Source organism: Micromonospora globispora (assembly GCF_003857015.1).
GTDB classification, from domain to species: Bacteria; Actinomycetota; Actinomycetes; order Mycobacteriales; family Micromonosporaceae; genus Micromonospora; species Micromonospora globispora.
This window is the reverse complement of the sequence record NZ_QGGF01000065.1, coordinates 1-5,713: the sequence shown is the minus strand read 5'-3', so window position 1 is coordinate 5,713 and position 5,713 is coordinate 1. Positions and strand designations below refer to the sequence as shown.

Genomic DNA, 5,713 nt, shown 5'->3' with positions numbered 1-5,713 from the left:
GGGGGGGTGGCGGTCTGGCCGCTGCCGTCGGTTGCCTTGAGCACCTTGCGGAAGCGCAGCTCGGCGGCGCTGCCGACGTCGGTCAGGTCCCGGTTCTCACCGGGCAGGGAGATGACGATGTTGCGGTTGCCCTCGGTGACCACCTCGGCCTCGGCCACGCCGTACGCGTTGACCCGGCTCTCGATGATCTGGCGCGCCTCCTCGAGGTTGGCGGCCGTCGGGGGCTTGCCGTCCACGCTGTTGGTGGCCTCGAGCGTCAGCCGCGTGCCGCCGATCAGGTCCAGGCCGAGCCGCGGCTCCAGCCGGTCCTTCCAGCCACCGCTGGCGCCGCCCGAGAAGAACACCAAAAGATAGAGGACGACGAAGATGAGCCCGAGGACGGCGAGCTGCCGTCCGGGGCGCATCTGTCCCTGAGGTGGTGCCACGGCTGTCCTGTCTCCCTGTACGGTCCGCCGCTGATGCAGCGGCGACGAATGTCGGGCCGGGGGTGTCCGCCCGACTGCTCTGACGGATCTGCGCCGGCCCCGACACGCTCCCCTGGCCCGACGCGGCGGCGTCGGGCGGGGTCGGTGCGGGTCGGTGCCGGGCGCAGACCCAACTATCCACTTGTGAGAGTCGATCCGCTGCCCCGTCGGGGCGGCGTCACTCCTTGACGGGCTCGGCGTCCTCGCTGACCGGCTCGGTCACCTCGGGGCGCTCAGCCCGGGTGAGCACGCGGGCGATGGCCGGGCGGGCGTACCGCGTCTGCACGCCGGGGGCGACCTCGAGCAGGACGATGTCGTCCTCCACCCCGGTGACCGTGCCGTGGAGGCCACCGATGGTCACCACCTCGTCGCCCGGGCCCAGCGCGGACTGCATCTGCTCGGCCTCGCGGCGGCGCTTCTGCTGGGGGCGGATCATCATGAAGTACATGACGACGAAGAGCAGAGCGATCATGAGGATCGGCGTCAGACCGCCGGCTCCCCCGCCACTCGCTGCTGCGTAAGCCACGGTTGTCGACCTTCCCATTGGCCTCCCGACCGGCACGAGGGGCGCCGGAACGGAGGCGGATTCTCACGTCCTGTACAGACCGCGGCGAAGTCTAATCCCTGCACCTGAGAACGCCGAATGCGGCACAGATCACGTTCGGATCACGGCTGATCGGTCTGTGCGGAGAACAGATCGGGCACGGGAGGGGTGTCCGTGCCAAATGTACCATTCGGCGGGGTACGCGCCAGATGGTGCCAAGCGGCCTCGGTGGCCACCCGACCGCGGGGCGTACGCGCCAGCAGCCCGGCCCGGACCAGGAACGGCTCGCAGACCTCCTCGACGGTGTCCGGCTGCTCCCCCACCGCCACGGCGAGCGTCGAGAGCCCGACCGGACCGCCCCGAAACGAATCCACCAGCGCGGTCAGCACCGCCCGGTCCAGCCGGTCCAGGCCGAGCGCGTCGACGTCGTACACGGTCAGGGCGGCCCGGGCGGTCTCCAGGGTGACCACGCCGTCGGCCCGGACCTCGGCGAAGTCCCGCACCCGGCGCAGCAGCCGGTTGGCGATCCGGGGGGTGCCCCGGGACCGGCCGGCGATCTCGGCCGCGCCCTCGTCGGTGATCGGCACGCCGAGGATCCGCGCCGAACGGTGCAGCAACGTCTCCAGATCCGCCGGGGCGTAGAAGTCGAGGTGCGCGACGAAGCCGAACCGGTCGCGCATCGGGCCGGTCAGCAGGCCGGACCGGGTGGTCGCGCCGACCAGGGTGAACGGCTCGACGTCGAGCGGGATCGCGGTGGCACCCGGCCCCTTGCCGACCACCACGTCGACCCGGAAGTCCTCCATCGCGCTGTAGAGGAGTTCCTCGGCCGGCTTGGCGATCCGGTGGATCTCGTCGATGAAGAGCACGTCGCCCTCGGCGAGGCTGGTCAGGATCGCCGCCAGGTCGCCGGAGCGTTCGATGGCCGGGCCGCTGGTCACCCGGATGCCCGCGCCCAGCTCGGCGGCGACGATGTTGGCCAACGTGGTCTTACCCAAGCCAGGCGGCCCCGAGAGGAGGATGTGGTCCGGCGGGGAGCCGCGCCGCATCGCGCCCTTCAGCAGCAGGTCGAGCTGGTCCCGGACCCGGTGCTGGGCGATGAACTCGTCGAGGCGCTTCGGCCGGACGGTGGCCTCCGCGTCCAGCTCCGTGTCGCTGACGTACGCCGAGACCAGGTTGTCGCCGGTCATCGGGTCCGGCCCAGGAGGCGGATGGCCTGCTTGAGCAGGACCGGCACCGGCGGGGTCGCCCCGTCAACGGTCTCGGCGACCGTGGCCACCGCCTGCTCGGCCTGGGCGCTGGACCAGCCGAGCCCGACCAGGGCCTGGCGGACCTGCTCCGGCCAGGCGCCACCGGTCACCCCGGCCGCGCCGTCGACGCCGATCGGCACCGGGCCGATCCGGTCCCGCAGCTCCAGGACGAGGCGTTCCGCACCCTTCTTGCCGATGCCGGGCACCCGGGTCAGCGCGGCGGTGTCGGCGTTGGCGATCGCCTTGCGGACCGCGTCCGGGGTGTGCACGGCGAGCACCGCCTGGGCGAGTCGGGGGCCGACCCCGCTGGCGGTCTGGAGCAGCTCGAAGAGCTGCTTGGCGTCGTCGTCGGCGAAGCCGTAGAGGGTGAGCGAGTCCTCCCGGACCACCAGGCTGGTGGCGAGCCGAGCGGGCTGGCCGACCCGCAGCTCGGCGAGGGTGCCCGGGACGCACTGCACCGCCAGGCCGATCCCCCCGACCTCCACCACGGCATGGTCCGGACCGGTCGCGGTCACGGTGCCGCGCACGCTGGCGATCATCGAGTTCCTCCTCGTCGTGCCCGCTCGGCCGCGGCGGCCAGCTTGGATCGGGTCCCGCCGCGCCAGACATGGCAGATGGCCAGGGCCAGCGCGTCCGCGGCGTCGGCCGGCCGGGGCGGCTCGGGCAGCCGCAGCAGCCGGGTCACCATGGCGGTCATCTGCGCCTTGTCCGCCTGACCGGAACCGGTCACCGCGGCCTTCACCTCGCTCGGGGTGTACGTCTGCACGGGCAGCCCGGCCCGGGCCCCGGCCAGCACCGCGATCCCGCTGGCCTGGGCGGTGCCCATCACCGTGCGGACGTTGTGCTGGCTGAACACCCGCTCGACGGCGACCGCGTCCGGCCGGTGCTCGGCGACCAGATCGGTGAGCGAGCGGTCCAGGTGCAGCAGGCGCAGCGGCAGTTCGTCGCCCGGGTCGGTGTAGACGACGTAGTAGGCGACCAGCGTGCACGGGCGACCCGGCACGCCCTCGACCACGCCGACCCCGCACCGGGTCAGCCCGGGGTCGACGCCGAGCACGCGCACGCCGCCTCCTCCCCAGCCGTCAGCAGTACGTGTGTTCGACACCCTACTGGTCCACCCCCCGTCGGCACCCGGGGGGACACGCCGGACGAGCGCGTAGCCGCCCACCGCCCAGGGCCGGCACATCCCGGGCCGCGGCCGGTCCACACTGGCGGGGCCCGGAGTATGTGTCGCTGCCCCATGTGCCGCGGGCCACACAGCTCGTAACTTCTTGCGCCATGACGGCAGAACCCGTGGCGGTCCCCCACGTCGTGCAGGTCGACCTCTCCGGTCGTAACGCACTGGTGACCGGTGGTGGCAGCGGTATCGGTCGGGCCTGCGCCCTGCGGCTGGCGGCGGCCGGCGCGACGGTGCTGGTGGTCGACCGCAATGTGGAGGCGGCCAAGACGGTCGCCGCCGAGGCGGGCGGACGGGCCGAGGGGGTCGACCTGTCCGACCTGTCGGCGGTGGACCGGCTCGACGCGGACGTGGACATCGTGGTGAACAACGCGGGGTTGCAGCACGTCGCGCCGGTTGAGGACTTCCCCACCGACCGCTTCTCCTACATCCACCGGGTGATGGTGGAGGCGCCGTTCCGGATCACCCGGCGGGCGCTGCCGCACATGTACGCCGAGGGCTGGGGGCGGATCGTCAACATCTCCTCCGTCCACGGGTTGCGGGCCTCGCCCTACAAGTCGGCGTACGTGTCGGCCAAGCACGCCCTGGAGGGGCTGTCGAAGGTGGTGGCGCTGGAGGGCGCGGCGCACGGGGTGACGGCCAACTGCATCAACCCGGCGTACGTCCGCACCGCCCTGGTGGAGAGCCAGATCGCCGACCAGGCCGCCACCCACGGCATCGGCGAGGACGAGGTGATCGAGAAGATCATGCTGGCCCGGGCGGCGATCAAGCGGCTGATCGAGCCCGAGGAGGTGGCCGAGCTGGTGGCGTACCTCTGCTCCCCGCCGGCCTCCTTCATCACCGGCGCCTCGATCGCCCTCGACGGGGGCTGGACGGCCAACTAGTGGCCTCGCGCACAATGTCGGTCATGTCGTCACCGGTCGAGTTCCTGGAACTGCTGGCCCGGGAGGCGGCCGCGGTCGAGTTCGAGGGACCGCTGGTCGCCGCCCGGGCCGCCGGGCTGCCCCCGGAGCGCCTCGCCGAGCTGGAGCAGGCGAAGGTGGTCGCGCTGCGGGTCCGCGCGCTGCTGGAGCGCCGGCGCCGCCGGGAGATCGAGCTCTCCGGCCTGTACGACACGGCCAGCGACCTGGCCGGCCTGCGCGACCTGGACGACGTGCTGCGGGCGATCGTGCACCGGGCCCGCATCCTGCTCGGCACCGACGTCGCCTACATGACGCTCAACGACGACGAGCGCGGCGACACCTACATGCGGGTCACCGACGGCTCGATCTCCGCCCGGTTCCAGGGGCTGCGGCTGGAGATGGGCGACGGCCTGGGTGGCCTGGTCGCCCAGACCGGCACCCCGTACGTCACCGCCAACTACCAGGAGGACGAGCGCTTCCGGCACACCGGGGAGATCGACGGCGGCGTCGGCGAGGAGGGCCTGGTGGCCATCCTCGGCGTACCGCTGCGGCTCGGGTCGCGCGTCATCGGCGTGCTGTACGCCGCCAACCGGTCGGCCCGGCCGTTCGGCCGGGAGGAGGTGTCGCTGCTGGTCTCCCTGGCGGCGCACGCGGCGGTCGCGATCGACACCGCCCGGCTGCTCGCCGAGACCCGCTCGGCGTTGGAGGAGCTGTCGGCGGCGAACAGCACCATCCGGGCGCACAGCAGCTCGGTGGAGCGGGCCGCGGCCGCCCACGACCGGATGACCGCGCTGGTGGTGCGGGGCGGCGGGATGGAGGACGTGGCCGCGGCGGTCACCGACGTGCTCGGCGGGGCGCTGCTCGCGCTGGACGCCGAGGGGCGGCGGCTGGCCCGGGTGGGCGAGATCGAGGAGCCGGACCGGGCCGACATGGTGGAGGCGATCGCCGCGTCGCGTACCGAGGGGCGCAGCGTGCGCCGGGGACCGCTCTGGTACGCCGCGGTGGTGGCCGGCGCGGAGAACCTGGGCGCGCTGGTGCTGCGCCCCGACGGTGAGCTGGTCGACGCCGACCAGCGGATCCTGGAGCGGGCCGCGTTGGTGACCGCGCTGCTGCTGCTGTTCCGGCGGACCGTCGCCGAGGCGGAGGGCCGGGTCCGGGGCGAGCTGCTCGACGACCTGATCGCCCGTCCGCTGCGGGACACCGACGCGCTGCGCAACCGGGCCCGCCGCCTCGGGGTCGACCTGGACGCTCCGCACGTGCTGGTGGCGGTCGGCGACGACGCGATCGCGTCGACCGGCTCGGCCCGGCAGCGGGTCCTCTCCTGGGCCACCACGTACGCCTCGACGCGGGGCGGGATGGAGGCGGCCCGGGTCGAGGCG

Annotated in this window: 6 protein-coding genes and 1 pseudogene; 2 read left to right on the top strand and 5 right to left on the bottom strand. The window is 73.4% G+C overall.

Annotated elements, in window-relative coordinates; translation table 11 throughout:
* The 5 genes and pseudogenes from DKL51_RS02160 to ruvC all read right to left on the bottom strand — a co-directional run.
* Positions 1-425, bottom strand: a pseudogene (locus DKL51_RS02160) (protein translocase subunit SecD); the annotation flags it as partial.
* 217 nt (positions 426-642) lie between these two features.
* On the bottom strand, positions 643-990 hold the full coding sequence (gene yajC, locus DKL51_RS02155; RefSeq protein WP_185734674.1) for a preprotein translocase subunit YajC: 348 nt from the start codon (positions 988-990) through the stop codon (positions 643-645).
* Positions 991-1,130: 140 nt separating this feature from the next.
* Positions 1,131-2,195: a Holliday junction branch migration DNA helicase RuvB gene (gene ruvB / locus DKL51_RS02150; protein ID WP_109945498.1), complete on the bottom strand. Its 1,065-nt coding sequence runs from the start codon at positions 2,193-2,195 to the stop codon at positions 1,131-1,133.
* Complete coding sequence (gene ruvA, locus DKL51_RS02145; RefSeq protein WP_109945499.1) at positions 2,192-2,794, bottom strand: Holliday junction branch migration protein RuvA; 603 nt, start codon at positions 2,792-2,794, stop codon at positions 2,192-2,194. Before ruvA ends, ruvB begins: the two co-directional genes overlap by 4 nt.
* Positions 2,791-3,318 carry a crossover junction endodeoxyribonuclease RuvC gene (gene ruvC / locus DKL51_RS02140; protein WP_109945500.1) on the bottom strand — a complete coding sequence of 176 codons (528 nt, stop codon included), beginning with the start codon at positions 3,316-3,318 and terminating at the stop codon, positions 2,791-2,793. The genes ruvA and ruvC overlap by 4 nt, the downstream gene beginning before the upstream one ends.
* 215 nt (positions 3,319-3,533) lie before the next feature.
* Between ruvC and DKL51_RS02135 the strand changes: the two genes are divergently transcribed.
* Both DKL51_RS02135 and DKL51_RS02130 read left to right on the top strand, forming a co-directional pair.
* Complete coding sequence (locus DKL51_RS02135; protein WP_109945501.1) at positions 3,534-4,316, top strand: 3-hydroxybutyrate dehydrogenase; 783 nt, start codon at positions 3,534-3,536, stop codon at positions 4,314-4,316.
* 14 nt (positions 4,317-4,330) lie between these two features.
* On the top strand, positions 4,331-5,713 hold a 1,383-nt coding region (locus DKL51_RS02130), incomplete at its 3' end, for a GAF domain-containing protein (protein ID WP_148097705.1).

What these genes read in the sequence shown, in the direction of transcription:
- ruvA (WP_109945499.1), bottom strand. Translation starts at nt 2,794, where the DNA reads ATGATCGCCAGCGTGCGCGGCACCGTGACCGCGACCGGTCCGGACCAT.
- ruvB (WP_109945498.1), bottom strand. Translation starts at nt 2,195, where the DNA reads ATGACCGGCGACAACCTGGTCTCGGCGTACGTCAGCGACACGGAGCTG.
- DKL51_RS02135 (WP_109945501.1), top strand. Translation starts at nt 3,534, where the DNA reads ATGACGGCAGAACCCGTGGCGGTCCCCCACGTCGTGCAGGTCGACCTC.